The organism is Exiguobacterium sp. s124 (assembly GCF_018617485.1).
GTDB classification, from domain to species: domain Bacteria; phylum Bacillota; class Bacilli; order Exiguobacteriales; family Exiguobacteriaceae; genus Exiguobacterium; species Exiguobacterium aestuarii.
In genome coordinates this window covers 24,893-50,698 of sequence record NZ_JACSKH010000001.1, presented here as the reverse complement: position 1 = coordinate 50,698, position 25,806 = coordinate 24,893, and the positions used below count along the sequence as shown (strand labels likewise).

Here is a 25,806-nt window from a genome sequence, read left to right as displayed (position 1 = left end):
GTAACTCCCCCTTATAACAGATAAAAAGACGCCGCCTCCCATAACGGAAGCGGCGTCTCGAACAGTCATATCTAGGTGAAGCCATATGATTCGTCTCGCCCACTTCCCTACGCTAGCTTGAACTAGATCAGGTTCGAAGGGTCTGGACCATGTCCATCTCAGCCGCGTGGCGCGACTCCCCTAGTGGCAAACATTATGAAATTCAGTCGTCTTCGACCACATTCTATCAATCTTTTTACCAATTGAAAACCTTTTCCTATTTGGGCGGTCAACAATTTAAGCTGTTTCTAGCGTCCCGTGATCAGTAAAAACATATTAAATGCGACGAGACCAAGAGGCAACATCGCCACCAAAATAATTGGCCATTTCTTTAAACGAATACCGACAAAGAGGACAAGACTTCCGACTAAAAGGGCAATAAATGTCGTATATGGGTTCATGAAAAAACGCTCCTTTCTCTATAAGGAGCGTTTCCCGGCTCTCGGCCTCATTAATCGTTCGAATGTCGAAGTGTTGCACATGCGGCACGAACGCGTCTCGCTTCTTCTTCTCGGAACACGAAATCGCCTTGTTCGGCGACGCGTTGCGCGCAAAAGAAGAAGAGCGATTGCAAGCGGTCATGCGTATCTTCAATCGCACTCAGCTCAGCGGAAGCATATGTTGCCGTAAGCATCTCCCACAACTCTTCCGGCAAGTGGTCGCGCATCCCATCACCTGACTTCCCGAGATTCACGGAGAACTCCGTCGCATAACCGATATTCCATTCCATCATCTGACGAAGCATATTCCGCATGATGTCGAGGTGATCGAGCGCATATAGCACTCGATGTCGTTTGATGCCTTTGACGACATAGAGCGACACCCACCAAAATTCATTCCAGCAAGCCGCATACTCGTCAGCAGATGGACGTGTTACGCGATACGTGGTGTCCGAAGGCGTAACGTCCGGATGATGATCTCGGTCGAATACGATTTGACTGAGCGAGTCCGTTTCGAGCATGGCTTCTACTTGATCTACACTCCGAATCGTCAAATCGATCCGATGTCCGTCCACATACTGCACCAAGAACGTCACATGTCGTTTCGGGTCAGTCGTTTCAGGCGTCTGCATAATCAAAATATCCCCAAACGTGTCCATCCATGAGGAATCGGCCGCAACCGCTTGGACATCTTCCACATAAAAAGCAAGGTCGACATCCTGATATGCGTCTGGCTGGATATTCGGATTGACGAGTGAGCCGTTCAAGACGACCGTTCGAATGTGTTCACGTTCTTTCGCGAACGCAATCAACTGCTCGATAATTTGTTCTGGTTTCATTCTACAATCGCCCCCAATGAACGCGCGACTTGAATTGCCTGCATCGCGTCTAGTTTTGTTTGTTGCAATGTTACGTTCGAAAAATCAACCCCGTCGACGAGCGCGCCTCTAAAGTCGGCACCACGACACACCGCGTGTTGAAGCGTCGCCCGAGTCAAGTCCGTCTGTTGCCAGACTGTCTCGGTCAAGTCAGATCCATACAGATCGGCCTCAACCAATCGAACGTGGGACCAGTCCATTTTCTTGAGCGACACGTGACGTAGGTTGACGAACGACCAGTCCCCTTCCGTGACACGAACACCTTCAAACTGACTTTCTTCAAAAGAAGATCCGGTCATTTTACATTGTTCAAATTCGCTCGTGAACAAGTTGGCACCATGGAATTGACAGTTCAGAAACGAGCTCCCGACATGACGGGACGCATTCCATTTCGAGTCCGTGAAATCACAGTTGATGAACTGACAGCACTCCGTTTGTAGCTCAGTCGCATCGACGTACGTAAAGCGACAGTTCTCGAACGTGACGTGTGACAACACTTCATCGCGGAGTGTCACGTCACGGAAATCTTCATCTCGATATTGTGTATGTGGTTGAAACATCATATCCCTCCTTCAGGTATACTAGAACAGATTACAAAGATTGGAAGTGATACAGATGGACCTCGTATTTCCGACTGAACAAGGCGTCTTCAATTATCGCGTCGCCGGTATTTTTTTGAAAGACGGACACGTATTGATTCACCGAAACATCCGGGATGACTTTTGGGCATTACCCGGTGGTCGCGTGACGCTCGGTGAAGAAGCTGCAACCGCACTCGCACGCGAGCTACATGAAGAGCTGAACATGCAGGTGACCGATACTTCATTCGCCTTTGTGCACGAGAACTTGTTTACGTACAACGATCAACCATTTCATGAGATTGGACTGTACTTTTATGTAGACGGTGACCTCCCGCTCCAAGACGGAGATTTTTACGGACCTGAAGGAGATCACCTGATTTATCGTTGGCAAAAGCTCGACCGTCTACAAGACGTCACGCTTTATCCGGAAGTACTCGCTCAACTACCGAACCGTTTGCCAGCCCATTCACTCAATCCGGCTTGAATTTAGAGAAGCGATTTCAACTCATGTAAATGTCGAATCTCATACGTCGACTCCATCGTCGCGGCCACTTCGTTCGGGTTGAACCAACATGTATCTAGACCATACATCCGTCCGCCGGCGATATCTGCCGTGACCGAGTCACCGATAATCAAGCCCTTCTCTGGCGTCACGTTTGGAATTCGGTCGAAGACGTAGTCAAAGAACGGCTTCATCGGTTTTTGCGAGCCCGTCGCATCCGATACGAACACGTCTTGGAAGTACGGCAATAGTCCAGATGACTCTAACCGTTTGAATTGCGTCTCCGTCACGCCGTTCGTGACGATATAGAGTGGATAATCAACGCTCAGCGTTTGGACAATCTCTAACGCACCGTCAATCATGTGCACGCCCGCATGTAAATAGTCCCGATATTGTTGTTCGACATGTGGACCGTCGACGGTGAGACCGAGTGAATCGAACAGTTTCGTGTGACGACCGACCAGCACTTCTTCCCGGTCCACTTCGCCGCGTTCAAAAGCACGCCATAAACCGCTATTAATGTCGACATATCGCGCCTTTACCTCTTCTGTCATCCGGACGTTATAGGATGCGAGCAATTGCTCCAAGGCGACGTGTTCACTTTGCTTAAAATCTAACAACGTATCGTCAATATCAAATAAAATCGCTTCATAACGTTTCATATTTCTTTCTAACCCCTCTCTACGTCTAACTGTACAGGAAGTATTCAGGAACTTCAAAAAGAGTGATGACGAATAAATCACACGTGAGCTCTACTGATTGTATTGACCTCAGCGTTTCTACTTTGACCAACAGACCTATGCTTTCCTCCACTATCTCGAACGTCATGCTTCAACTCTGATCGTTCGACCCATCGAGATGTTTATTTTTCTAAAACAAGTGAATACTTCTTATGGTGAAGAAAAATAAAGGAGTGTTCAAATATGCATACAGATTTTACGAAAATGTACATCAATGGTGAATGGGTAAGCGGATCAAGTGAAAAATCGATCGACAACGTCAATCCGTTCTCAAACGAGACACTCTTCTCGATTCAATCGGCAGACGAAGATGACTTGAATCGCGCGTATGAAGCAGCCAAAGCGTCTCAGACTGACTGGGCCGATATGCTTCCGCAAGCACGACGGGAATTGATTGAGAAGTTTGCCCAGCTGACGATGGACAACAAAGACTTCATCGTCGATTGGCTCGTGAAAGAGTCTGGGAGCACACGCATCAAGGCAGAAAGTGAGTTCGCCGCATCGATGGCCATCATTAAAGAAGCCTCGACGTTCCCGTTCCGTATGGACGGACTCATCAAACCTTCGATCGTTCCGAATAAAGAGAACCGCGTATATCGCAAACCACTCGGAGTCATCGGCATCATCAGCCCATGGAACTTCCCGCTCCATTTGGCCGTACGCTCAATCGTGACGGCGCTTGCGACCGGAAACTCGGTCGTCGTCAAACCGGCCACAGCGACACCGGTCACAGGTGGTCTCCTGTTCGCATCCCTCTTCGAAGAAGCAGGACTTCCAAAAGGCGTACTCAATGTCGTCGTCGGACGAGGGTCTGAAATCGGCGATGCGATCGTCGAACATCCGATTCCACGTCTCATCTCGTTCACGGGCTCGACCGAAGTCGGACAAGGAATCGCAGAGAAGGCGGGACGTCTCTTGAAGAAAACCGCTCTTGAACTCGGCGGAAATAACGTGTTCGTCGTGCTCGACGATGCCGATCTCGATCGTGCCGTCGAATCAGCAGTCTACAGCAAGTTCTTCCATCAGGGACAAATTTGTATGTCGACGAACCGAATCCTCGTCGCCGAATCGATTCATGATGAATTCGTGGAACGTTACGTCGAGCGCGTTAAACAGTTGAAAGCAGGCGATCCGAACGAAAAAGACACGCAAGTCGGTCCACTCATCGATCACGACCAAATCGATCGCATCTTAGAACAGATCGAAAAAACCGTCGATGCGGGTGCGACCGTCCATACCGGCGGAACAGCAGACGGCAACGTCCTCGAACCGACCGTCCTCAGTGGCGTCACGAATGACATGCCACTTGCGAAAAATGAAATCTTCGGTCCGGTTGCGGTCATCCTTTCGTTCAAAGATGACGAAGAGGCTATTCGTCTCTCGAATGAATTGCCGTATGGATTGAGCGGTGCCGTCCACGGTTCGGTTTACCGCGCGACCAATTTCGCACGAAAAGTCGAAACCGGCATGATTCACGTCAACGACCAGTCGGTCAACGATGAACCGCATATGCCGTTCGGGGGCGAGAAGAACTCTGGTCTCGGACGATTCAACGGCGAATGGGTGCTCGAAGAGTTCACGACACTTCAATGGGTGTCCATCATGCATGAACGTCGCGAGTATAAACCGTTCTTCTCATAATACAAAAAAGTGTTTCGGCAATTCGCCGAAACACTTTTTTTTTAGATTTTCTTCACAAATTCCGACTTCAATTTCATCGCACCAAGACCTTCGATTTTACAATCGATGTCATGATCGCCTTCCACAAGTCGAATCCCTTTCACTTTCGTCCCTTGTTTGACGACAAGCGAAGTGCCTTTTACTTTTAAGTCCTTAATCACGGTGACCGTGTCCCCGTCCTGTAGCGGATTTCCGTTCGCATCTTTGATTCGGGATGCCGCTTCTGCTTCTGCCATCTCGATCGGTGACCATTCATAGGCACATTCCGGGCAGACAAGAAGCGGACCGTCCTCATACACATAAGATGATTGGCATTTCGGGCAATTCGGGTACTCACTCATACGATTTCCTCCATTCGATTCACTCGTTTCAGTATATCGTATGGGGAGGCAGATTTTCTATCCTATTCATCCCTCTTTTGGTGACGCAGGACCTTCTAAATCGAGTTGATAAAACGATAAGTCCAACCATTTCCCGAACTTGTAGCCAGCATTTCGGATCGTACCTGAATGAACAAACCCGACTTTTTCATGGGCACGAATACTCGTCACGTTCGATTCGTCAATTCCACCAATCACGGTCTTCATCCCTCTCGCTTCTGCGATACGAATGATTTCCTTCAATAGTTTGTTGCCGATTCCTTTCCCGCGATATCCAGGATGTACATAGACGGAATGCTCGACCGTGTAATGATACGCCGGCCACGGACGGAACGGTCCGAACGTCGCGAACCCCATCACGACATCATCCTCGACCCATACGATAATCGGACAATCCTGGGCTTTCTTCTCTTCATACCAGGTCACTCGATTCTCGAGCGTCACCGGTTCGTAATGATAGACGGCCGTACTATTCACGATGGCGTCATTATAAATATGTAAAATCATTTGAAGATCATCTCGTCGACAGTTGCGAATCATACCAACACCTACTTCTCGTTTTTTTCATTATACGAATCCCCTCTTTAAAAGACACGAAAAAAGTGACCGGTCCAATCGACCAGTCACTCGTTTCATGCGGCCAAACGGTCACACATTGAAGCACATTCTGTACAGACACGCGCACATTCCTGACAATGCGCGTGTTTATGTTTCTCACATTCTTGCGCACAGGCTTTACAAATGACCGCGCAAGCGCGAGCGAGTTCTGGAACAAACGCAGAGTCACGTGTCATCGCTTCGGCGAGAAACGCACAGGCAGCGGCACACTCCCGGTCGAGTCGGATACAATCGACCATCATCTGTACGTCTTTTTCCTCTAAACAGGATTCCAAGCAATAATTACATGTCTCCACACACTCATGGAGTGTTTCGAGTTCATTCGCATAAATTCGATGAGCCATCTGTGATTCTCCTTTCTCTTCTTCTTCAGTTTTGGACACGTTACTCTTGTTCCCTAATCGATAAAAGAAAAACGACCCAGATCAAGAATCCGGGTCGTTCACGAACTTACGATACAAATAAGCGATTCGATTAAGTAATGTCTCATTATATTGTTTCGGCATGAAACGATAGCGATACAGTCGATACATTCGCTTCAAGTCTTCCCACTGATGGTCAATGTGTTGTCCTTGTCGAAAGCGCGCCAAGTCAATCAAAAAAATCTGTCCGTTCGGGGTCAAAATAATGTTTCGTAAGTGGACGTCCGATGGGGTCAGCCCCAACAATCGTGCTTGGCGAAGCGCCTCATCTACTACCTCGATATAAGACGGGTCAATCCAAATGCCTTCTGTTAGACACTCAAAAAGCGTCTTCCCTTCGATGTAATCCATGACAAGATACGACTCCCCCGCTTCGTAACAAGTCGGAAAATAAGGAAGTCCTTTTAACTTTTCATAGATGACTGCCTCTTCGATTGCGATTTGTTCATAACCTGGAAAGAACACTTTGATGACACGATCCTTTTCTTTTAAACGAAACACGGCCGCACTTCGTCCGATTCCGTGCAAGTGAAGGTCTGGATGCATCGCCGTTACTTGAAACGAGTCGCCCACCCGTTCGAAGGTGACGTCCGCATATTGTGTATAATTACCCATCTGTCACGCCTCTTTCCTGTTTCTCTTCTTTATCATCATAGCGCATACAAGCTCATTTGACGCCAAAATTGCTCGAGAGGGTGACAAGTGACGTCTACTCTTTGAAGACGTATAATGAAGAGCGACTGACAACCAAGGAGGAGTTATTATGCAACGTATCGCTTTGACAGAAGAATTATCATTCTCACGTGTCGTCCATGGAATGTGGCGCCTCGCTGATTGGGACATGACCCCGCAGGAGCGTCTCACATTCATCGAGCAATGTCTCGAGCTTGGGATCACGACGTTCGACCATGCCGATATTTATGGTGGTTATACATGTGAAGGATTATTTGGGGAAGCGTTAAAACTAAAACCTGAACTCCGTGATCAAATGGAGATTGTCACAAAAACGGGCATCAAACTGACAGGATCGTTCAATCCGGGTCAAACGCTCAACTATTATGACACGACGAAAGAACATATCATTGCGCAAGCGGAGCGTTCGTTGAAAGAGCTCGCGATTGATCACATTGATACATTATTGATTCATCGTCCAGACCCGCTTATGAACCCAGATGATGTGGCTGAAGCGTTCATTACGTTACGTGATAGCGGTAAAGTACGTGAATTCGGCGTTTCCAACCACGTCCCATCTACACAGAACTTGCTACAATCACGTCTTCCGTTCCAGCTCGTGACGAACCAGCTTGAACTCTCTCCGATGCAATTGAAGCATTTCGAAGACGGTGCGGTTGACCTTTGTCACGAAAAACGGATGCCACTTATGGCTTGGAGCCCATTAGCCGGAGGCCAACTCTTTAAAGATGACCAATATGCACCGCTCCGTGAAAAGCTTGAGGAGATTCGTGCACGTCACAACGCAAGTGGGATTGATTCGATCGTCTACGCATGGCTCATCAAACATCCTGCGAACATCATGCCAATCATCGGATCAGGAAAAATTGAGCGCGTTCAAACAGGTGTCGATGCACTTCAAATCGATCTCACACGTGAAGAATGGTTCGAAATTTTGAAGGCGGCACGCGGTCGAGATGTCGATTGAAGGGAACTTCATCAAATAAATTCCACTCGATTCTAATTTGATTATGTATAAGAAAATTTACTTGTTTTCAAAATCGCTTTATATCAATACTTTTTCGTCAAAAATCGACACGCTAAAAAAGTTAAAAAGTAAAAATAAAGCATAAATGGTTTCATTACCCGTCCAGTTCAAGTTGGACGGTTTTTTTAATTTTTTTTTAAAATAACACATTAATTTTCCTAAGACTAAAGTCACAAAAAAATGGTGCTAGAATGGTGAAAGTGATTCATCGAAGGAGAGTACCGATGTGAAAAAGTACCTGATTTTCAGTACCCTCGTCATCCTATTATTCTTATTCGGATGCGAGGAAGAACGCGCACTCCGACTCCAGCCCGCCCCAGAATTTTATCAAGGACGTGCCTTGTTACCGAATGGACAACAAATCGAAATGCCAGAATCCGACCGTGCGTTGATGATCGAACTGTGTCAACCTGACAATGCGATTTCGACAATTCCGAATGGCGAGAGACGCTGGCTCGGGACGGTCACACTGACACAACCATTGACAGATGTCGCTACGTCATCCACATTTCCGACGGCCACTTTATTTACAATCCATAACGAGTCATATGTACAATGTCAGCTAGACTCGATTACGTATGTCACAAAAACCACTAGCTTGCCCGAGAGTTTGAGCGACGTACAATATGCAGCAGATACGTATCCAGACACCGCCAAGATTCGCTTTGCCGAACCACATGAATATGAACACTTTGCGGAAGAGATGAAAAAGCCGATAGGCAATGAGCCCTATCCAGAACGAAAAGGCATCGAACATACCCTTTTCCATATCACCATGCCATTCAATGGACAGTTTGAATTGACCTTGAACTCGTCAGAAGGAGAAGAACGTCTAATGATTCCGATTGATGCATCGCGTCATCCTTATCTTTCAATCGGACTCGGGACAGAGAAATCAGACGATACGTCGCAATATGCGATTTACACAAGCCCGGATCAAAATGATTATCAAACGGTCCTTCGTCCGAAACAAGCGCACATGTCACAAATGTTTGGAGCGAAAGCAGCCTCACAATTGCCATCTGTCCTTGTACCCGGACAACGCTATCCGCTTTATAGTTTTACTTATATGAAAGATGGAACAGCGAATCGTCAGCTCGTTTCCCTCACCTACCATCAACCGGATTTGTTGCATGGAGAGGAATTGACGAAACAAATCCATGCAACATTGAGCAGTGAACGCCATGCTCTGTTTCATGAGTTAGCGCTTCTCGGTACAGAGTCGAAAGACGATTCGTTTTTACAGCACGTCGGAACAGAAGAAGTAGACTTTCTCTTCCATGCGATTGAACAGGCGAATGCGACATCTCGTGCAGGAACACCTGCACCTGTCCCTTATTTGACACTGTTTCAAGGTGTATGTGCCCAAACGTTTGACGTGAGTTATGACGGGAATGATGTTTACGTCACGAATTCGAAGACCGGGGCCCACTTTAAACTGTTACGTGAGGACGCCATCAAGTGGCATAACCTATTTGAAGGAAACAGTTGAATCGACAGATGCCGAGCGCATCTGTCTTTTTTGCATATCCATGAGGCAAATTAGACCTTATCCGAAACATTTTTTGGGAAGATAAGAAGGGAAAGGAGTGACATGCTATGACCCATTCATTTATAAGAGATGTCGACAAACATTGGCGCGTCAATTATCGCCAAAACGGATATCCGCACGTCCAACAAGGTTGGGTATTACCCCCTGAACAAAAAGAGGCATTCGACCCCTTTATTTTGATGGCAGAAGACTGGTTCAAACGAGGAACATTTTCGGATCATCCTCATCGTGGGTTCCAGACGATCACATATGTCATCGACGGTCGCCTCGAACACATTGACAACCATGGGGGACATTCGATTTTAGACGCCGGTGATGTTCAATATATGAATGCCGGGTGGGCCGCCCGTCACGCGGAAGAGGCGGTCGACGATGACCTCATCCATACGCTTCAATTGTGGTTGAATTTACCGAAGTCTCTAAAGACGACGAAGACTTCTTATCAAAATGTATATATCGAAGACGCACCGGTCGTACCGATTGATGGTGGACAACTTCGCGTCTACTCTGGTGAAATCGCCGGTGTGAAAGGGCCGATGGAAAGTCTCGTTCCAATCACGATGACAGAGATATTGTTGAAGGAGGGCGGCGAATACGAACATGTCCTGCCTGCGAACCACAACAGCTTCTTGTATGTACTCGCTGGTTCGATTGAAGTTGGATCTTCCATTACGCCACTCAGCAAAACGGACGTCGCGACATTGACGTTCGACGAGACGTCTGATGCGATGAGTACCCTTCACCTCAAAGCGACAAGCCGTACGCGCCTCCTCGTTTATTCAGGAAAACCGATTCGAGAAGAGTATATTGCGCACGGTCCTTTCGTCATGAATACGGAAGAGGAGATTCGTCAAGCCTTCCGCGACTATCACAGCGGCGACTTCGGCCCTCCAGCCGTCAAATAAACGAAAGGGAGCTTCTCTTTCGAGAGCTCCCTTTCGTTTATTTTTCAGGTTGTAATACCGTCTGCTGTGTCGGAACATGACCGATTGGTACAGTACGCTCCACGAGGACGTAACGTTTTCCTTCGACTTCGAACTTGCGGTCCCCAAGGTAATGAGCGGCCTTTCCATCTTCATATAGCTTCGCCAAAATGGCAGGCACGTATTCTTCTAACTTCGTGTAATGCTCATCGAGGGTCATGACGATATTTCCCCCTTTATATCCGAGCCAATAACTATAAAAGAACCAACCTAATGAAAGTACCCCGAGAATTCCCAATCCAATTGCGAACAATTCCATTTTCTCATTCCCCCAATGTTTTGATGACAATTTGACGTTTCGGAGCGAATCCGAGATCTTCGTAAAAAGAGCCGGCTTCACTGTTGATCATCCAATAATCCAACTCGATCGACTTGAACTGGTGGTCAAGCGCCCATTGCTCCATCCACTCCATCACACGTCGCCCGTATCCTTTCCGCTGATACATCGTGTCGATACTGATGTGGTGCACGTACACCGTCCGAACGGCTTGACGGAAAGCAGTCGCTTCGCTCACCTTCTCCTCGAACCATATGTAGCCGATTGGGGTTGCTCCTATTTCCATCACTACGAAATGATGACCCGGTCTCCCCATCAGCGTCAAAAAGGCCTCATACATCTTCTCTTCCTTATACTCCGCAAAGTAATTTGCATTCATGCGTACGTGATGCTCATGAATGGAACGATTCAATCGAGCGATGAGTCGGGCATCTGTCGTCGAGATAAACACGCCGTCCATTATCCGTTAAATCCTGTGTGGTTCCGATCTTCGAGCACACCGTGTGGTTTTTCAGTCCCTTGCAAAGTATGCTCTTTCGAAGAGGAAGTCCCTTTCCCTTCTAGGCGACGTTGAAGCGGACGAGCCAAAAAGTAACCTATCAGAAGCGAAATCGGTAATACAAGAAAGAACGAACCGAATAGCGTCAACATATACCCTTTATCTGTATCTCCGGCGATTATTCGGAGAACAAAGAATAATCCGACAAAAACGAGTGCAGCCAAGGAATATTCCACGCATTTTCCAAGAAACCGTTTCATATGAGATTCCCCCTTCAAGGTTTTGATGTATTCTACGACGGTTCCCCTAAAAAGGTTTCACATCTCCATGACTTTCTTTATACCACTTCGTCGCCAGTCGTTCCGTCTCGATGATCCAATCATGTTTTCCTTGAATGTAACCTTCCATATCTTCCGGGTGCTGCGCTGCGAGTTGCAGCTTCAATTCGCCATACGCGTCACGAACGTCAGGATAGGTGCGTAAGTAATCTCGGAAAGCGAGGTGCCTCACGATGTCTGGGTTTCCTTCTTCGAATACATGCACGTGAACCGTCCGCTCTTCCTCCCCTTTTCGGAAATAACGACGCTTCGGAATCCCGTATTCACCAAGCCCTCGATAACCGAGTGCTTCCATTCGTTCCGTGTACGCATCGACTCGCTCGATGTTTCGTACGACTGGCATCATGTCGATGATCGGTTTCGCCGCGAGTCCCTCGACCGACGTGCTCCCGATGTGATGAATCGCGATGAGCTCTCCTTCAAATAATCGACTCAATTTTCCGGCCTCGTCTTCAAATCGACGTTGCCATTCCGGGTTGTATGCAACCACTTCGACTTTCCTCATGCTTCGTCCCTCCTTACTGAAATCCATACACTTTATGTTTATCATACCCTTTTCCTCTTTCGACATGATGGATTCCACGTCAAAAGGTTTGTCCGCAAACAAAATGGGAAACCTTATATTAATGACTTGAGAACTGGAGAGTGAATCAATATGTTGACTGCAGAACAAATCGAAACGTTTAAGAAACGTCTATTGAAAGAGAAAGCCAAAACAGAAGGTTATATGGATAGCCGAGAAGAGACGTACGATGAAGGCGAACTCTCTCATTACGATAATCACCCGGCCGACTCAGGGGAGGAACTCTTTTTACGGGAACGTGACCAAGCGCTCAATGAGCTCGATGAGGAGTTCTTAAGCGATGTCGATAAGGCGTTACTCGCCATCCAGAACGGGACGTATGGCAAATGTGAAGTGTGCGGGAAAGACATTGAACTCGACCGACTTGAAGTCATCCCGGAAGCCACGCTATGCATCGAACACGCTCGCGCACAGGAAGAAGAAGAGCACGAGCATGAACTCGATCGCCCGGTCGAAGAAGACGTCTTGAACCCGAACGAGACGGCTCGTCGTAAGGAACTAGACGGAACGGATGAACCCGGTCAAAAAACAGATGCCTTCTCGCAAGTCGAAGATTACGGCAGTTCGGATACGATTGCCGATAGTGAAGGCAACCACGACCCGACACGCGAACATTGAACTACCCCCACTTACGCTTCGCTTAGAGGTGGAGGATTCCTGAGTTATCCTCTCTAACGGGCGATTCATCTCCCATTTTCACGCAAGCCCTGTCCTTAACGTATAGAAGTGGGAACATTCTCGCCTAATTTTGATAAAAAAATGCCCTGACCTCGTTTGAGAGGCTCAGGGCATCTGTCTGCTTAAAACGTTGCTTTCACTGGAGAAGCACCACCGAGGCGTTCTGCCACTTTCATCGGATTGACGGCATTTCCGGCTGAACTGGCCGAAAAACGGTAGTCCCCTTTATGAATTTCAAAGTGTAAGTGCGGACCCGACGAGTTACCCGTGTTTCCGATTTGACCAATCGTTTCACCTTGGCGCACCGTCTGTCCCTTTTTCACATCAACCTTGTGCATATGGGCATAGACCGTCGTCCATTTTTGACCATCCACGTTGTGCTCGATTTGAACATGGTTCCCATAAGGTCCGCTTGAGCTGACTTTTGTGACTTTTCCAGCTTCAGCGGCGTAAATCGGTGTGCCTGTTTTAGCAGCGATGTCCAGACCGTTGTGGAATGTGTATCCGAACTGTCCGCTAGCCGAACCGAACCCTTGTGAGAGGCGTCCTTCTGCAGGCATCAAGAATCGATCAGGAGCCATCGCTTCATATTGCTTCTTCAAATCACTTAACTGATTTGTTTGCTTCTTATATTGTTTCGACTGTTCGTCATATGACGTCTTCACGTCTTGACGGGTCGCTTCAATCTTTTGTTGCTCTTCTTTTAGTTGTTTCAACGTCTCATTCGCTTGTTCTTTCTTTTCAACGAGTGCCTGATGTGCTTCCTCGGCTTCAGCGGCCTCGGCTTTCGCACTCGGTAGGACAGAAGACACGACTTTCGCAAAGAGTGACTGCTCTGTCGGAACGAGTTCCGCTTCGACTGCTTCTAATTCTTTAGAAGTACCTTCAATCTTGTCACGCAATACTTCTGCGTTGCGGTCGACTTCATCCAATTTTTCCTGGATTTTTTGAATGGCTTGTTTCGTTTCTTTCGCTTGTTTCGTAGTTTGTTGCACAGATTTCTCTGTTTGAACGAGGTCTTGCGGGGTCATTTCGTTAGCGGATGCGGTTTGTCCTTGGAATAAGAGCACGCCGATACCTGCTGTCATAATCAGTTGTTTCCACATATATATATAAAACCCTCCAAATTGATACATTCATAAACTTCAAAAAAGCTACATGTGCGAATATACCACTGGGGGTTAAACATTTCAATATATGAAGTTTTTCATTTTCATGTCATTCATGACAAGACAATGTGATATGTTCAAGCATTACTTCACAAGGATTTCACTTGCGTTTTTTCGTATAATATCCGACGAGGACGATTCCGATGACTGACAGGATGGTCAGCCCAAGTCCACCTGCCAGCATTAGATTCACCGTTCCGGGCGCAAGATTCGTCGTCAGCGCGATGATGGTCGCAGTATTCCCTAACATCAATCCGATGATACAAACGAGTAATAATCGCTTTATCACTTGTCTTTCACCATCTCAAATTGAGAAATGTCATCTTGTACAAATCCTAATCGTCGTGCTGCGTCAATCCATTCAGGACGATCCGACGTCAATGTGAGGTGAAGCGGAGATCGACTCGCAGCCGCGCGCAATAACCATTCTGCATCTTCAGCGTGACCAAAAACATCGAGCAATACATGATCGCGGTATAACAAAAATCCTTCTTGTTGATCTTCTGTCACTTTCACAAGTTCCGCCTCTTGCTGGGTGACGCGTACGTCTCGTTGCCAAATCGGAACATGCTGAGCTGTCGGATACAGTTGGTCGAACAGCGTTTGAATCGGTTCAGAAGTCATGTGGGCATTCGTTTCAAGTGATGGCGCTTGAAAGTAATAAATTTCACGGGTCGTCTTGTATCCAAGTCGCTGATAGAGAGACAACGCCGCATTGTTCCCTTGAATCACTTCGAGCAAACGAGCACCTTTTGCGTCCTCATCAAATCGTTGCATCAATTCGGTCGCAACTCCTAATTTTCGGACGTACGGCGCGACAGCAAGTCCACCACAACGCGTCACCCATTCTGAATCGAGGTATGCAATCCCACTCAATACAACGCCAACCGGCTCTTCCCCGTCATAGGCGACAATCGAACGGGACGGCTGATTTTGATCTCGCACGAGAAAGACGTCTTCAAACGTCTGCTCATCGAATTGGAATGAAATGATATAATCAGAAAATCCCGTCATAAACGCGCGATATAAATCGTGTAGCGGTGGATTTTGACGATATGTAAGTTGTGTAGTCATATAATTCCCCTTTTCTAAATAAAATGAATAACACCCGAAGGAGACTTCTCATGAACATCACGCTCGAATATCGAAACGATGCGCATCGACCGATTCTCGATACGTTCACTTTGCCGACAGACCAAGAAAAATACACGACCCTTCCAAAAGACATGGACGACCCGCTCCCAAAAGGTGTTTATCCGATTGTCGTCGTCGAGTCGAAACCGGTCGGGATGTTTTTACTACATGACAATGAACGCGTCGCTTCCTACACGACCGAATCACATGCGCTGCTCTTCTCAGCTTTCGCCATCAATTACGAAGATCAAGGCAACGGCTATGCAAAAGCGGCACTCCAAGAACTTCCGAAGTTCGTGCGTCAGCAATTCCCCCATATTCGGGAAGTCGTATTGTCCGTCAACCTGAAAAACGACGCTGCTTTTACACTGTATGCGACAAACGGATGGGTCGATACCGGACGTCGAATCGGTGGACCGATTGGCGAGCAGCGGATTCTTTCCTTATCGATTTAAGGTATCGATTCGTGCCAAACTCTCAAACACGTGTTGCCAGTACGCTAGACGATGCGGCACTAAATCGGCTTGCGTGATTTGAACATGATGATTCGTCATGAGGGAGCTCCCTTCAATCGTACGCAATCGTCCTTCCGTGAGCGCCATCAGTTCACTTCGTTGAACAGCGACGACATCCATCACTTCTTGGTCATCAAAATGGAGCGGCTCGTCTTGATAAGCGTAGCTATACAAATGTGCAAACTCGCGATCGAGGAATCCATCTAGCTCAATCACGTCTTCAAAGATTCCAAGTGAAGTGAGCTGTTCGAACGTCAACGACAGTCCGAGCTCTTCTTCGATTTCACGAACGCCATCCGCGACCGTCTCGTCTGTTGCGAGATGTCCCGCCGCGGTAATGTCATATTTCCCGGGAAAATCTTGTTTCTCCGTGCTTCTTCGCTGTAAATAGACAAATCGGTCTTTCCAGAACCAGCAGTGGAACGTCTCATGCCAATCTCCGTCTAAATGAACCTGCCGCCGCTCTTTCTCACCTATTTTTTGATGATTCGCGTCAAAAATCGTGAGGTATTCCTTCATGTCGATACTCCATCTTCTAAAAAGCGAATCGTCCCATTCGTCGCATCCAATTCGACTTGAATGCCAATCGGGAAGACATGTGACGGGAACGTATGACCAATGTCGACGTTCGTCAAAATCGGGATGTCCGTGTCGCCAATGACTTCTAGCAACAAATCGTTGAACGAGAACGGGGCCGATTGATCTTGGAAGTGTTCGTGCTTTCCGATGACCAATCCTGAAATCTCATCAAACACACCAGCTAACTTCAACATGCTGAGCGAACGCTCTTCCTCAGCCATCGTTTTGAACGAGTCCTCTAAGAATAGAATCGCCCCCTTCAAATCAGGATAATAGTCCGATTTGAAAAAACCTGACATCGTATTCAAATTCCCACCAATCAATGTTCCTTGTGCTTTTCCATCCTTTAACGGGATCCACCCTTCATTTGGTTGGAACGTCTTGACGCGTTGTTGCGTCGACCAATCGAGCATCTCTTCGGTCCATTCTTCCGGCACGTCTAAATCGAATGGGGCCGTCCGTTCGAGGCTGAGGATATTTCGCATATATTGCGCTCCTTTGTCGAACATACCGCCATATTCACCGAATGACGGGACGACGGCAGGCCCGTAAAACGTGACGACTCCGGTTTTCGCGTAACACGCCATCAAAATCGCTGTGACATCACTATAGCCCATGATGATTTTAGGATGATTCTGCAATTGCTCGTAATCGATATACGGGAGCAACGAATTGGAATTCGTTCCACCAATCGTACTAATGATCGCTTTCACTTCCGGATCATGTAAAAATGCGTTCAGTTCGTCCGCGCGATTCCGAATGGACGATGAGCGATATCCTTCTGATTCATATGTACAGATGCCCTCTTTCACCTTGAACCCCATGCGCTTGAGTTGCTCGACTCCACGTTGATAGCGCTCCGTGAACTGAACGGGTGCCGGAAAAGAAGGCGTAATAATCCCAATCGTATCTCCGTACCTTAATCGTGGCGGTGCAATCATCATTTCCACTCCATTTCCTGTAACATTCTTATGTCCGCATTATACCGTAGGAGTGGCGAATCAGGCTTTAGAATAAATCAGGGTCTTCCGATAACGTTCTTACTTTTCGAACTTTTGTCGGTCGTCCCGTCCATCCGAGCGCCATAAAGAAAAAGGCACCTAGAAGTAAGCCGAATAACACGGTCAATCCTACTTGAACCCCGATAAATCCATACTGTTCTCCCAGCTTTACTAGTAAGAGTGGCGCGAACAGACAAGTCATACTCAGTGAAAAAAGCCCGCCCCACACTCGCCGCTTCGCATTGCCAATTGTAAACCAACCAAATGTGACCCATACACAAGCAACCAATCCTAACGCCGCAACCATCATCCACATTCGCCTGCACCTCGCCTTGTCGTTTTTCTTTCTATTCCCCATTTTTCTTGAGATTCCTACTATTTTTTCAAGTAATGAGAGAATTTCCGGGTAAAGGTAAATTAGACATAATGCGAAGCAGGACAATGAAGGAGTGGGTTGCACATGAGTTCACGGTTGACCTTTGCCCTAATCTTTCTCTGCCTTTTTTTAATCGTTGTTTATTGGATGGGTACGTGGAATGACAATGTCGTCGAAGGACAGATTGAACGAGTTGATATCCCCCAGCTATTGATTGAATCCACCGAATCATCAGAAGAAGTCACGTTGCGCGTCATCTTAATCAACGACCAAACGGAGGTGACGGGCGTCGTCAATAGCGTACAAGGATTGCAGAGCGGTCAGTTTGTCATCATCGAGGTCATCCCGACAGAGTCCAATTTAAACATCGCACGTACAATCGAAGTCACATCACCATGATTTTTTGAAATGAAGCGTAACTTTTCCAGAACTGTGGAATATGAGAAGGAGTCATACAAAGGAGTGATCAGATTGATTTCAAATAAACTACTATCTGGAAAAGTAGCGCTTGTGACCGGAGCGGCGTCCGGTATCGGACGTGCCGCTGTCATCCGATTCATTCAAGCGGGGGCGAAAGTCGCCATTCTCGACTTGAATGAAGAAGATGCGATGCGTCTTGCCAGTCTCGTCGGAGAGGAACGGGCCATCGGCATCAGCGCAGATGTTTCGGACGAAGCCGCGATGAAAGAAGCATATGAACGGACGGTTGAGCGATTCGGACAAATCGACATCGTCTTCGCCAATGCCGGACGAAACGGGACCATCACACCGATTGAACATCTATCTGTAGAAGATTGGAACGGCGTTGTCGAGACGAACTTGACAGGTACCTTTTTGACGGTCAAACACGCGATTCCTCATTTGAAAGAGAATGGTGGAAGTATCATCATCACCTCTTCGATTAACGGCAATCGCTACTTCAAAAATTTCGGTTTCAGTGGCTATGCGACAACGAAGGCAGGACAAACAGGCTTTGCGAAAATGGCAGCTGCGGAGCTCGCCCAATTCGGAATTCGCGTGAATTCGATTTGCCCTGGGGCCATCGATACGAATATCGACGATTCGACCAATCGAGATGATGCGCTGCTTGAAGAGGTCGTCATCCCCATCGAGTATCCGCTCGGAAATCAACCGCTTGCCGGAAAATCCGGGTCTGCGAAACAAGTTGCCGATGTCGTTTTATTCTTTGCGAGCAACATGTCGAGTCACGTCACCGGTTCTGAGGTGTATGTCGACGGTGCTGAATCTCTCCTTTAATTCAAAAAACAGGTCACCTCACATGAGGTGGCCTGATTATTTAAGGATTGGACTTTTCATGACCGCCTTTTGATAAAATGGCTGAAATCCAAGTCGCTCCATATTTCGTCCCGAGGCGGAGTCGACCTTCGTCGTCACCGTCAAGACGTCACATCCAATCGCTTTCGCTTCGGCGATTCGTTCCAAAATCAGTTGCGTCTGGTAACCTTTTTGACGGTAAGACGGTACGGTGCTCGTTAGAAACAGCTCTCCAATCCCGTCTTGCGTCGCTAGAATCCCTCCCGCTACGACAGCATCTTCTTCCCGGACGAGATAGGCATGATTACTTGGTAGTGCATAAAATCCCTTTGCCGTATCGACCGTTTCTTGAAGGATCGTACCTGACTCAGCAAAGCCAGCCGCAATCGCGTACGCCCACTCATCGAGCGTATCCTCTTGTACTTTCTCAACTTGATTCGAAACATGGGTTCCTTCATGTTTCCTTAAATCGAGAATCCACACATCTAAGAAATGATCGAGTGTATAATTACGTTCCTGCAGTAAGCGAAGTAAGGAGTCATCTGCGAGTGGACAAACTTCGATATGTAGACGGGATACATTTTTCCCCCGCACCCATTTTTCCATCTGATGCAAATCATAGAAACTTGTCGGTCGATTAAGTCCGAACCCGACTGCAAAGCTCATGTTTCCCATTTTGAACACATGCCCTTTACCTTCTACGTGCAGTTCCGCACCTTCATAGGGAGGGGTTTGTTTACGATGTCGAATGTAAGCAGACGTCCCCTCCGCTTTGATGCCTTCGATGCGTCGTGCTAATTCTAAACGGTTCACGCTGTTCCCTCCCTTATTTCTTCCATGTTGAGTGTAGCATATCACGTTCGAATCAAGTGACCGAACCGGATCAATCGCTCTTTGACAGTTGGCACGAGTTCAATAGAATCGAGCACGGTATCCCAATCAACAAATCTCACATCGACAACTTCATCCGCCTGTAAGGAGAGTTGTTCCACATCAATCGGTTGCTCGCATCCGTATACATACAAATCCAAGAAGTACGTCCCTCGCTTGACGGTCGTCACGAAACGCAACTGTGCAGGGTCGACGTGTAGTCCTAATTCTTCTTTTAGTTCACGGACCGCTCCTTGACGACTCGACTCTCCCGCTAAAATCGAGCCGCCTGTCCCTTCCCAAAGAAGTGGATACGTCTTGTCCGAATGCCGCTGAGAAAGGAGTAGCTTTCCATCTTTGTCGAAGGTAAACACCTCGATGACCGTATGGAACGTATTCGGTTCCAATTCGTCACCTCGAAAATGCGTTCGTCCAAGCGGTTGCCTATGTGCGTCAAATAAATCCCACGCTTCCCGACTCATGGACGTATCTCGTCAATCGTGAACGAGGACGATCCTTGAATCTCCTCGATGAAATGTGACCCAAATAACATGGCAGGGGTGAAACTTCCTGCAAGCATCCGACCGGAGCCGAGCAAGCGGTTAACGACGGCGAGTGCACCGTATACAGTAAAGGCGTATGTGCTCGCGGTTTGAATACGGACGACTACTTTTCGTCCTTCTTCATTTGTCGCCTCGCCCCATACATACGTCGATGATTGTTCACGTTCGGCTTCAGTTGGTCCCGATACGTTTTCGTCGACATAACGAAGCAGTCGCTGCTGCACTGCATCCTTTCCAAGAACGGGACTGAACCAAGACAAAGCGCGCGCAGCATAGGCGGCTGTTGTCGGTACGGGCACCCATGTCGTAATATTCGGGATATCCGTCGTATAGTAGGCGGTCGAAACGTCTCCCCACGGAATCGCGATCGCGGTACGACTTCCACGACCAAAATCAATCGTCCGCCGCTTCGCCCCGATTGAAAATGGTGACAATTTCCCGTTCACACGCTCCATACTACTCGACCCGAGCCCACGAATGGCGGTCTTCATCGTTCCTGGCGAGATGCCAGCTGCAGCCGAGAATCCGAGAGCGAGTGATGTCGCATCCGGCATCAATTCTTTTAATTTCCGCGCGACACAGTCAGTCGGGATGACATCAAATCCGACACCCGAACATAGTATGACACCTCGCGCTTTCGCCTGAGCCGACCTCTGTTTGGAATGAACATATTCGAACACATCAATTTCCCCGGTAATATCTAAGTAGTGTGTGCCTGTCTCCAAACATGCCTCGATCATCACTTGACTCGTATCCGTAAAAGGACCGGCGCAGTGGAGGACTAAATCGATATCGCGAAGTGCCTCGATTGCCGCCTCACGACTTAATGCGAAAATCGATGTCTCGCAACCGAGCTCGTCTCCGAGTTGATGAATCTGACGACCGTTCCGACCGGCAAGAATCGGACGCAACCCGTCATTGACCGCCTGACGGGCAATCAATTCTCCTGTATATCCATTCGCCCCGTAAATCATCCATTTCATCTTGAAACCTCCCTAGTTCAGTTTGTCCTTGTTCGTTTCCCTAAAATGCGCTGAATCGAACGAAAAGATCTTGAATGACTCCAACTAGATATACACTTCCCATCGCAACGAATAGACACCCGATTGGGATAAAAACACTTCTGATCGCAGCTCGTTTCGTCACGTCCATCCGATTGATCAGTCGACGATCGATGAAGAAAAACAGAATGGCTGCGAGAAGACTCAGCCATGACAAGACGAGTCCAAATAAAATATGTAAAGCGAACGAAATGAACCACTGCACGCGATCCGAACTGAATCGCTTCGCTAACCAATCGCTCAACCACGATGTCACGACGCCATATGTCAAAATGACAGGGAAACTATATGCCAGATAAATCGTAAATAATAAAAGGAATCCCGATACGCTCTCTAAAAATGAAATTCCCACACGTGTCTGTTTCGTAAATTCAACAATACTTAACAAAAACGCATAGAGTGGTGAGGCCCAGGAAGCTGCGATGATTTTTCGTGTTACCATCGAATCCCACCTTTCTTTTCCATTCTCCTCCACTTTAGCGCAATCAACTTGAAAACGCACAAAAACCAGCCTGAATCCAGGCTGGCTGCGCGATTTGTTAATTGTTTGCAACTTCTCCGGCTTTCGTACGGACTGACTGCATCGCTTCCGTCCACGGAAGAAGTTGGTCGAGCATATCGTTGACCGATTGTGCTTGAACGTCTTTCGGAGTGAAATGTGTGCCGTTCTCGAAGTCCGTGAATAGAGAGAGTGCAGGATGGACACGTACGTGAGCGATTGACAATTCACTCAAGATGCCACGTAAATGTTCCGTCGCCCGTGCTCCACCGACAGAACCGTATGAGACGATTCCAGCTGCTTTATTCGTCCACTCAAGACGTAAGTAGTCGAGTGCGTTTTTAAGAGATGCTGCGATGGAATGGTTGTATTCTTGGACGATGAAGATGAATCCGTCCATTTGCGCAATTTTCTCCGACCAGGCCGTTGCGCCTGATGCGTCTTGTCCAGCCTCACCGAGGAGCGGTAAATTGTAGTCTGCGATATCGATGACTTCATAGTTGGCATCGCCACGTTTGTCGGCGAGCTCCTTCACCCATTCTCCGACTTGTGGGCTGACACGACCTTCACGAGTTGATCCGAGTACGATTCCGATGTTTAACATAGTAGTTCCTCCTTGGTTATGTTGTGATGCATCTGATTTTCCAAACAAACGATTCAAGAAACTCATTTCATGCCCTCATATTCTTTCTCAAATGTTTTCGTGCTTCTGACCGTATCGATTGGTCGTACCATCGCCTCGATTTGCGAACGTTTCGCTTCTAGGAACGGCGGGAGTGACAATTTCTCACCGACCGTCTCATACGGCTCATCTCCCATGAATCCAGGTCCGTCCGTCGCCCACTCAAACAAGATTTGCGGCGCGACACGTGCATAAGACGATTCAAAGAAGAAGCGGTCGACATAGCCAGAAGTCGGTAAACCGAACTGTTGGAGACGTGCTGTCCATTCATCGAGGACGCTACGGTCTTCGACACGGAATGCGACATGGTGCACGGTACCGAACCCTTGACGCGCTTGTGGAGATGTCTCGTCATGAATGACGATCACTTGCGCTCCGTTTCCACCTTCACCTCCTTCAAAGAGATAAACATCACCCTCTCTCCCAATCTCTTTAAATAGCATCACTTGCTCCATCACTTGTTTGAAATATGTGATATCTGCAATCCGAATAAAGATTGGACCGAGTCCTGTGATGGCGTACTCAAGCGGGATTGGACCGTTCTTCCATGGCTCGCCCGACGCGATGCCTTCGTTGAACTCATCCGAGATGAGTTGATACGCCTGCTCGTCAAAATCGATGAACGAGAGCGTCTTCTTCCCGAACTGTTCTTGAATCCCTTCGTGCTCGACACCGAGACGGTCGAATCGACGGACCCAATACGTCAACGCTTCATCTGTCGGTACGCGGAATGACGTCTTCGCGATTTCATTTGTTCCGTGCTTACCTTTCGGGATGCCCGGGAAATCGAAGAAGGTCATGTCTGTCCCTGCGTTTCCTTTATCGTCCGCAAAGAATAAGTGATACGTTTGAATGTCGTCCTGGTTGACCGTTTTCTTCACCAAGCGCATGCCTAGAACATGGGTGAAGAAGTCATAGTTTTTTTCGGCGCTACTCGTAATCGCCGTGACGTGGTGAATGCCTTTAACGTGATTCATCATTCTCTCTCCTTTTATATCTTGATTTCAAGATACATGGTTAAATTTTTTTGCGGCTTCTGCCCGCTTCCCAATTTGTTTCAACTGTTCAATCGTCTCTGTCAAAGATAATCCTTCAAACAATGCATTCATATGCTCCGTATGCTTCGGAAAAATATCTTGCATCAGGTGTTCTCCGTCATTCGTTAACGCGGCATATGTGATGCGGCGATCGCTCGGACAAGCCTTGCGGACGAGATACCCTTTCTCTTCTAACCGGTCCACGACGTACGTCATGCTCCCGCTCGAGAGAAGGATTTTCTTTCCGATGACTTGAATCGGTTGATCCCCTTTATGATATAAAAACTCGAGTACCGCAAACTCGGTCGCGTTTAATCCGTAAGACGCCACTTCCTGTTTCACCAGGTCTTGAAGCGACTGAGAGGCGCGCAACAGTACGGTAATCGTTTTTAATGCATCAGACGGTTCCATCTGTCTCCCTCCTTTGTCCAAGAGAGCATTAACTTAAATTCAAATATCTTTAATTCGAGATAAATATATCACGTGACGATTTTGCCGTCAATCGATTTGATTCAAAAAAACAAGGCAGGATTCCCCCGCCTTATTCGCTCCGACGAATCACTGCCATTTCACGACCGAATCGATGGCCTTCATCAACAAATCCTAGGCTTTCATATAGATGATGCGCCGCCTCGTTTTCGGGATGATAGCCAACAACGATCGACTTGCCTTCTCCGATTTCTTCAAGCATCAGCTCTGTCGCTTGTCGACCGATCCCTTTACCTTGATGGTCATGATCGACCATGATGCGGTAAATCCACCATGCATCTAACTCTTCGGGCTCTGTGTTGTACATGAGGAAGCCGACCATCGTCTCGTTCTCATAAATGGCGCGCGGGTGTAACGTCGGTTCGTACATCGCTTGGAGCAACGAAATCGCATTCGGCTCCATATAAGATTGCTGGTGTTCACTCAATGATAAGTGACAGCATGTATACCAATTTTGTGCATCGATTGGTCGTAATGAAATCATGTCATTCTCCTTTAGTCATATGTTTCGTCCAAATTCCTGGCATAGAACGCGATGGCACGCCGATATCGCGCGATGCTCTCGTCCGGTTTCGGGCTCGCGAGCAGTTCAAGTAACGCGCCCGTCGCTTCTTCATGACGACCGACGTTATAGTGCGTCATCGCCTGAAACACTTTGAGCGCCCCATGATTCGGAAAATGTTCAATCGCTTCTGCAAATAACTGTTCCGCTTCCGCGTATCGTCCGAGTGCCCGATACGTACTGCCGAGTCCGAGATATGATTCCGCCAACTCTTCCCCGGTCAACCCGAGTCGGATGGCCCGTTCATAATGCGGTACCGCTTGACGTTCTTCACCGAGCGAGTCATAGCACCACGCACAGTACGCATGTAGCCTCGGATTCTTCTCATCTTTCCGTAAGAGCGACAGGAACAGTTGCTTCGCCTGATCGAGTTGTCCCTCTTCACGGAGACGGACTGCTCGATCAAAGTCATGATCTTCTGGCACGTCAGTCACCTTCTTCGCGAAATCTTCATCTAACCAAGCTTGTAGTGTTTCGTAATACTTGCCGATATGCACTCCATCAACGAGTGCGTGATGGGCTTGAACGGATAACGGCATGATCAGACGCTCGCCTTGACGTTCAAACTTGCCCCAGGCGATGCGCGGTACGCTGTCATGTTGTTGCTGATGCGTCGGGTGCATGATACTCGTGAACGTGACCCACGGTACACTCGTGATATACAGTAAGTCGTCGGGCTCATCATCCCCGACCACGACTTCATCGGCAGCTTGTTCCATCCGCGTCGTCACTTCCTGTAAGAACGTTGGTAAATCCTCACTAAACGTAGCCGCACAAAAGTTAAAGACATCCTCGTCTAACATGACCGTGAACGACGGATGGACCACCTCGTGTTCGACGACCGCTTCTCCACGGATCCGATACCGCAATTCAGGAATCGCGTTCGCCGCTCGCACCGCACCGTATAAAAAGAGTTTGAAAAATGATTGCTCGCTCGCCTTGGCATATGTATATAGGTTTGTGACATCCACGTTAGCCGTCACGTTAAAATGCGGCGCATCAAACGATTTGAAAAACTCAAAATGCTTACGTCGTGCCCACGTCTCGATTTCAATTTGTTTCATAAAACTCTCCCTCCTACGCT

General features: G+C 47.8%; 36 protein-coding genes and 1 riboswitch. Of the genes, 9 read left to right on the top strand and 27 right to left on the bottom strand.

Going from position 1 to position 25,806, the window contains the following annotated elements:
* Nucleotides 1-87 precede the first annotated feature (87 nt).
* A riboswitch (TPP riboswitch) is annotated at nucleotides 88-192 on the bottom strand.
* Nucleotides 193-287: 95 nt separating this feature from the next.
* Genes KNO85_RS00340 through KNO85_RS00330 form a run of 3 tightly spaced genes read right to left on the bottom strand, consistent with a single transcriptional unit; the run spans nucleotide 288 to nucleotide 1,917 of the window.
* Nucleotides 288-440: a hypothetical protein gene (locus KNO85_RS00340; RefSeq protein ID WP_012727577.1), complete on the bottom strand. Its 153-nt coding sequence runs from the start codon at nucleotides 438-440 to the stop codon at nucleotides 288-290.
* 50 nt (nucleotides 441-490) lie between these two features.
* Complete coding sequence (locus KNO85_RS00335) at nucleotides 491-1,318, bottom strand: aminoglycoside 6-adenylyltransferase (RefSeq protein ID WP_214785926.1); 828 nt, start codon at nucleotides 1,316-1,318, stop codon at nucleotides 491-493.
* Nucleotides 1,315-1,917 carry a pentapeptide repeat-containing protein gene (locus KNO85_RS00330; protein WP_214785924.1) on the bottom strand — a complete coding sequence of 201 codons (603 nt, stop codon included), beginning with the start codon at nucleotides 1,915-1,917 and terminating at the stop codon, nucleotides 1,315-1,317. The genes KNO85_RS00335 and KNO85_RS00330 overlap by 4 nt, the downstream gene beginning before the upstream one ends.
* Before the next feature lie 55 nt (nucleotides 1,918-1,972).
* On the opposite strand from KNO85_RS00330, the gene KNO85_RS00325 reads away from it, so the two are divergent.
* Nucleotides 1,973-2,422 (top strand): NUDIX hydrolase, encoded by a 450-nt coding sequence (locus KNO85_RS00325; protein ID WP_214785922.1) that lies wholly within the window; start codon nucleotides 1,973-1,975, stop codon nucleotides 2,420-2,422.
* Nucleotides 2,423-2,424: 2 nt separating this feature from the next.
* Here the strand turns inward: KNO85_RS00325 and KNO85_RS00320 are convergent, their stop codons facing one another.
* On the bottom strand, nucleotides 2,425-3,102 hold the full coding sequence (locus KNO85_RS00320) for a YjjG family noncanonical pyrimidine nucleotidase (protein WP_214785920.1): 678 nt from the start codon (nucleotides 3,100-3,102) through the stop codon (nucleotides 2,425-2,427).
* A 261-nt stretch (nucleotides 3,103-3,363) separates the two neighbouring features.
* On the opposite strand from KNO85_RS00320, the gene KNO85_RS00315 reads away from it, so the two are divergent.
* Complete coding sequence (locus KNO85_RS00315; protein ID WP_214785918.1) at nucleotides 3,364-4,821, top strand: aldehyde dehydrogenase family protein; 1,458 nt, start codon at nucleotides 3,364-3,366, stop codon at nucleotides 4,819-4,821.
* A 41-nt stretch (nucleotides 4,822-4,862) separates the two neighbouring features.
* Here KNO85_RS00315 and KNO85_RS00310 read toward each other — a convergent pair whose 3' ends face one another.
* The 4 genes from KNO85_RS00310 to KNO85_RS00295 form a co-directional block, all read right to left on the bottom strand.
* The gene (locus tag KNO85_RS00310; protein ID WP_214785916.1) at nucleotides 4,863-5,201 is read right to left on the bottom strand and encodes a zinc ribbon domain-containing protein YjdM; all 339 of its coding nucleotides are present in this window, start codon (nucleotides 5,199-5,201) and stop codon (nucleotides 4,863-4,865) included.
* Between the two features lie 66 nt (nucleotides 5,202-5,267).
* Nucleotides 5,268-5,780 (bottom strand): GNAT family N-acetyltransferase, encoded by a 513-nt coding sequence (locus KNO85_RS00305; RefSeq protein ID WP_214785914.1) that lies wholly within the window; start codon nucleotides 5,778-5,780, stop codon nucleotides 5,268-5,270.
* A gap of 92 nt (nucleotides 5,781-5,872) precedes the next feature.
* The gene (locus KNO85_RS00300) at nucleotides 5,873-6,202 is read right to left on the bottom strand and encodes a four-helix bundle copper-binding protein (protein ID WP_214785912.1); all 330 of its coding nucleotides are present in this window, start codon (nucleotides 6,200-6,202) and stop codon (nucleotides 5,873-5,875) included.
* Between the two features lie 81 nt (nucleotides 6,203-6,283).
* Nucleotides 6,284-6,895: a protein kinase family protein gene (locus tag KNO85_RS00295; protein ID WP_214785910.1), complete on the bottom strand. Its 612-nt coding sequence runs from the start codon at nucleotides 6,893-6,895 to the stop codon at nucleotides 6,284-6,286.
* Between the two features lie 148 nt (nucleotides 6,896-7,043).
* Between KNO85_RS00295 and KNO85_RS00290 the strand changes: the two genes are divergently transcribed.
* From KNO85_RS00290 to KNO85_RS00280, 3 genes are all read left to right on the top strand, one after another.
* Complete coding sequence (locus KNO85_RS00290; protein WP_214785908.1) at nucleotides 7,044-7,940, top strand: aldo/keto reductase; 897 nt, start codon at nucleotides 7,044-7,046, stop codon at nucleotides 7,938-7,940.
* A 286-nt stretch (nucleotides 7,941-8,226) separates the two neighbouring features.
* On the top strand, nucleotides 8,227-9,492 hold the full coding sequence (locus tag KNO85_RS00285; RefSeq protein ID WP_214785906.1) for a hypothetical protein: 1,266 nt from the start codon (nucleotides 8,227-8,229) through the stop codon (nucleotides 9,490-9,492).
* A 107-nt stretch (nucleotides 9,493-9,599) separates the two neighbouring features.
* The gene (locus tag KNO85_RS00280; protein WP_214785905.1) at nucleotides 9,600-10,457 is read left to right on the top strand and encodes a pirin family protein; all 858 of its coding nucleotides are present in this window, start codon (nucleotides 9,600-9,602) and stop codon (nucleotides 10,455-10,457) included.
* Between the two features lie 37 nt (nucleotides 10,458-10,494).
* Here KNO85_RS00280 and KNO85_RS00275 read toward each other — a convergent pair whose 3' ends face one another.
* From KNO85_RS00275 to KNO85_RS00260, 4 genes are read right to left on the bottom strand one after another with little or no spacing between them, the layout of a single operon-like run.
* Nucleotides 10,495-10,794: a hypothetical protein gene (locus KNO85_RS00275; protein ID WP_214695003.1), complete on the bottom strand. Its 300-nt coding sequence runs from the start codon at nucleotides 10,792-10,794 to the stop codon at nucleotides 10,495-10,497.
* A gap of 4 nt (nucleotides 10,795-10,798) precedes the next feature.
* The gene (locus tag KNO85_RS00270; protein ID WP_214785903.1) at nucleotides 10,799-11,272 is read right to left on the bottom strand and encodes a GNAT family N-acetyltransferase; all 474 of its coding nucleotides are present in this window, start codon (nucleotides 11,270-11,272) and stop codon (nucleotides 10,799-10,801) included.
* A complete protein-coding gene (locus tag KNO85_RS00265; RefSeq protein WP_214785901.1) occupies nucleotides 11,272-11,571 on the bottom strand; it encodes a hypothetical protein in 300 nt (99 codons plus the stop codon). The genes KNO85_RS00270 and KNO85_RS00265 overlap by 1 nt, the downstream gene beginning before the upstream one ends.
* Before the next feature lie 46 nt (nucleotides 11,572-11,617).
* The gene (locus tag KNO85_RS00260; RefSeq protein ID WP_214785899.1) at nucleotides 11,618-12,154 is read right to left on the bottom strand and encodes a GrpB family protein; all 537 of its coding nucleotides are present in this window, start codon (nucleotides 12,152-12,154) and stop codon (nucleotides 11,618-11,620) included.
* Nucleotides 12,155-12,304: 150 nt separating this feature from the next.
* Here KNO85_RS00260 and KNO85_RS00255 point away from each other — a divergent pair, with 150 nt between their 5' ends.
* Complete coding sequence (locus tag KNO85_RS00255) at nucleotides 12,305-12,850, top strand: TraR/DksA C4-type zinc finger protein (protein ID WP_214785897.1); 546 nt, start codon at nucleotides 12,305-12,307, stop codon at nucleotides 12,848-12,850.
* A gap of 182 nt (nucleotides 12,851-13,032) precedes the next feature.
* On the opposite strand, the gene KNO85_RS00250 is transcribed toward KNO85_RS00255, so the two are convergent.
* The 3 genes from KNO85_RS00250 to KNO85_RS00240 form a co-directional block, all read right to left on the bottom strand.
* Nucleotides 13,033-14,016 (bottom strand): M23 family metallopeptidase, encoded by a 984-nt coding sequence (locus KNO85_RS00250; RefSeq protein WP_214785895.1) that lies wholly within the window; start codon nucleotides 14,014-14,016, stop codon nucleotides 13,033-13,035.
* A 163-nt stretch (nucleotides 14,017-14,179) separates the two neighbouring features.
* Complete coding sequence (locus tag KNO85_RS00245; RefSeq protein WP_214785892.1) at nucleotides 14,180-14,368, bottom strand: hypothetical protein; 189 nt, start codon at nucleotides 14,366-14,368, stop codon at nucleotides 14,180-14,182.
* Nucleotides 14,365-15,153: a GNAT family N-acetyltransferase gene (locus tag KNO85_RS00240; protein WP_214785890.1), complete on the bottom strand. Its 789-nt coding sequence runs from the start codon at nucleotides 15,151-15,153 to the stop codon at nucleotides 14,365-14,367. Before KNO85_RS00240 ends, KNO85_RS00245 begins: the two co-directional genes overlap by 4 nt.
* A 50-nt stretch (nucleotides 15,154-15,203) precedes the next feature.
* Here KNO85_RS00240 and KNO85_RS00235 point away from each other — a divergent pair, with 50 nt between their 5' ends.
* Entirely contained in the window at nucleotides 15,204-15,668 is a 465-nt protein-coding gene (locus KNO85_RS00235) for a GNAT family N-acetyltransferase (protein WP_214785888.1), read from the top strand.
* Here KNO85_RS00235 and KNO85_RS00230 read toward each other — a convergent pair.
* The 3 genes from KNO85_RS00230 to KNO85_RS00220 form a co-directional block, all read right to left on the bottom strand.
* A complete protein-coding gene (locus tag KNO85_RS00230; protein ID WP_214785886.1) occupies nucleotides 15,657-16,247 on the bottom strand; it encodes an NUDIX hydrolase in 591 nt (196 codons plus the stop codon). The genes KNO85_RS00235 and KNO85_RS00230 overlap by 12 nt on opposite strands.
* Nucleotides 16,244-17,248, bottom strand: a complete 1,005-nt coding sequence (locus KNO85_RS00225; RefSeq protein WP_214785884.1) for a S66 family peptidase — start codon at nucleotides 17,246-17,248, stop codon at nucleotides 16,244-16,246. The genes KNO85_RS00230 and KNO85_RS00225 overlap by 4 nt, the downstream gene beginning before the upstream one ends.
* Before the next feature lie 67 nt (nucleotides 17,249-17,315).
* The gene (locus KNO85_RS00220; protein WP_214785882.1) at nucleotides 17,316-17,624 is read right to left on the bottom strand and encodes a hypothetical protein; all 309 of its coding nucleotides are present in this window, start codon (nucleotides 17,622-17,624) and stop codon (nucleotides 17,316-17,318) included.
* Between the two features lie 144 nt (nucleotides 17,625-17,768).
* Between KNO85_RS00220 and KNO85_RS00215 the strand changes: the two genes are divergently transcribed.
* Nucleotides 17,769-18,083, top strand: coding sequence for a hypothetical protein (locus KNO85_RS00215; RefSeq protein WP_214785880.1), 315 nt, complete (start codon nucleotides 17,769-17,771; stop codon nucleotides 18,081-18,083).
* Between the two features lie 72 nt (nucleotides 18,084-18,155).
* The gene (locus KNO85_RS00210; RefSeq protein ID WP_214785878.1) at nucleotides 18,156-18,941 is read left to right on the top strand and encodes an SDR family oxidoreductase; all 786 of its coding nucleotides are present in this window, start codon (nucleotides 18,156-18,158) and stop codon (nucleotides 18,939-18,941) included.
* Nucleotides 18,942-18,977: 36 nt separating this feature from the next.
* On the opposite strand, the gene KNO85_RS00205 is transcribed toward KNO85_RS00210, so the two are convergent.
* The 9 genes from KNO85_RS00205 to KNO85_RS00165 form a co-directional block, all read right to left on the bottom strand.
* Nucleotides 18,978-19,772: a GNAT family N-acetyltransferase gene (locus KNO85_RS00205; protein WP_214785876.1), complete on the bottom strand. Its 795-nt coding sequence runs from the start codon at nucleotides 19,770-19,772 to the stop codon at nucleotides 18,978-18,980.
* 41 nt (nucleotides 19,773-19,813) lie between these two features.
* Nucleotides 19,814-20,311, bottom strand: a complete 498-nt coding sequence (locus KNO85_RS00200) for an NUDIX hydrolase (protein WP_214785874.1) — start codon at nucleotides 20,309-20,311, stop codon at nucleotides 19,814-19,816.
* Entirely contained in the window at nucleotides 20,308-21,375 is a 1,068-nt protein-coding gene (locus tag KNO85_RS00195; protein ID WP_214785872.1) for a saccharopine dehydrogenase family protein, read from the bottom strand. Before KNO85_RS00195 ends, KNO85_RS00200 begins: the two co-directional genes overlap by 4 nt.
* 40 nt (nucleotides 21,376-21,415) lie before the next feature.
* Nucleotides 21,416-21,895 carry a hypothetical protein gene (locus tag KNO85_RS00190; RefSeq protein WP_214785870.1) on the bottom strand — a complete coding sequence of 160 codons (480 nt, stop codon included), beginning with the start codon at nucleotides 21,893-21,895 and terminating at the stop codon, nucleotides 21,416-21,418.
* 97 nt (nucleotides 21,896-21,992) lie between these two features.
* Nucleotides 21,993-22,622: an NADPH-dependent FMN reductase gene (locus KNO85_RS00185; RefSeq protein ID WP_376777990.1), complete on the bottom strand. Its 630-nt coding sequence runs from the start codon at nucleotides 22,620-22,622 to the stop codon at nucleotides 21,993-21,995.
* Nucleotides 22,619-23,611 carry a ring-cleaving dioxygenase gene (locus tag KNO85_RS00180; protein WP_041917956.1) on the bottom strand — a complete coding sequence of 331 codons (993 nt, stop codon included), beginning with the start codon at nucleotides 23,609-23,611 and terminating at the stop codon, nucleotides 22,619-22,621. The genes KNO85_RS00185 and KNO85_RS00180 overlap by 4 nt, the downstream gene beginning before the upstream one ends.
* A gap of 27 nt (nucleotides 23,612-23,638) precedes the next feature.
* Entirely contained in the window at nucleotides 23,639-24,082 is a 444-nt protein-coding gene (locus KNO85_RS00175; protein WP_214744998.1) for a MarR family winged helix-turn-helix transcriptional regulator, read from the bottom strand.
* Between the two features lie 130 nt (nucleotides 24,083-24,212).
* Nucleotides 24,213-24,644, bottom strand: coding sequence for a GNAT family N-acetyltransferase (locus tag KNO85_RS00170; protein ID WP_214785866.1), 432 nt, complete (start codon nucleotides 24,642-24,644; stop codon nucleotides 24,213-24,215).
* 11 nt (nucleotides 24,645-24,655) lie between these two features.
* Nucleotides 24,656-25,786, bottom strand: a complete 1,131-nt coding sequence (locus tag KNO85_RS00165) for a tetratricopeptide repeat protein (RefSeq protein WP_214785864.1) — start codon at nucleotides 25,784-25,786, stop codon at nucleotides 24,656-24,658.
* Nucleotides 25,787-25,806 lie beyond the last annotated feature (20 nt).